Genomic DNA, 249 nt, shown 5'->3' with positions numbered 1-249 from the left:
CAGCGAGACGTCCAGCTCGCGCAAGAAATCGAGCATGCGCGGCTGCACCAGGCGCTCGGGTGCCAGGTACAGCATCTTCAGCTCACCGCGGCGCATGCGCCCGGCCAGCTCACGTTGCTGCTCGGCGTTCAGGGTGGAGTTCAGCGCGGCCGCAGCCACCCCAAGCTCATCGAGCGTGGCGACCTGGTCGTCCATCAGCGCGATCAGCGGCGAAACCACCACCGTGAGGCCGGGGCGCAACAGCCCAGG

1 pseudogene is annotated in these 249 nt (G+C 68.7%); it reads right to left on the bottom strand.

The features are described from left to right. A pseudogene (locus tag SB765_RS32200) lies at positions 1–249 on the bottom strand (ATP-dependent DNA helicase RecQ); the annotation flags it as partial.

Source organism: Pseudomonas sp. SIMBA_067 (assembly GCF_046534675.1).
Classification (GTDB): domain Bacteria; phylum Pseudomonadota; class Gammaproteobacteria; order Pseudomonadales; family Pseudomonadaceae; genus Aquipseudomonas; species Aquipseudomonas putida.
This window is presented reverse-complemented; position numbering and strand designations above follow the sequence as displayed.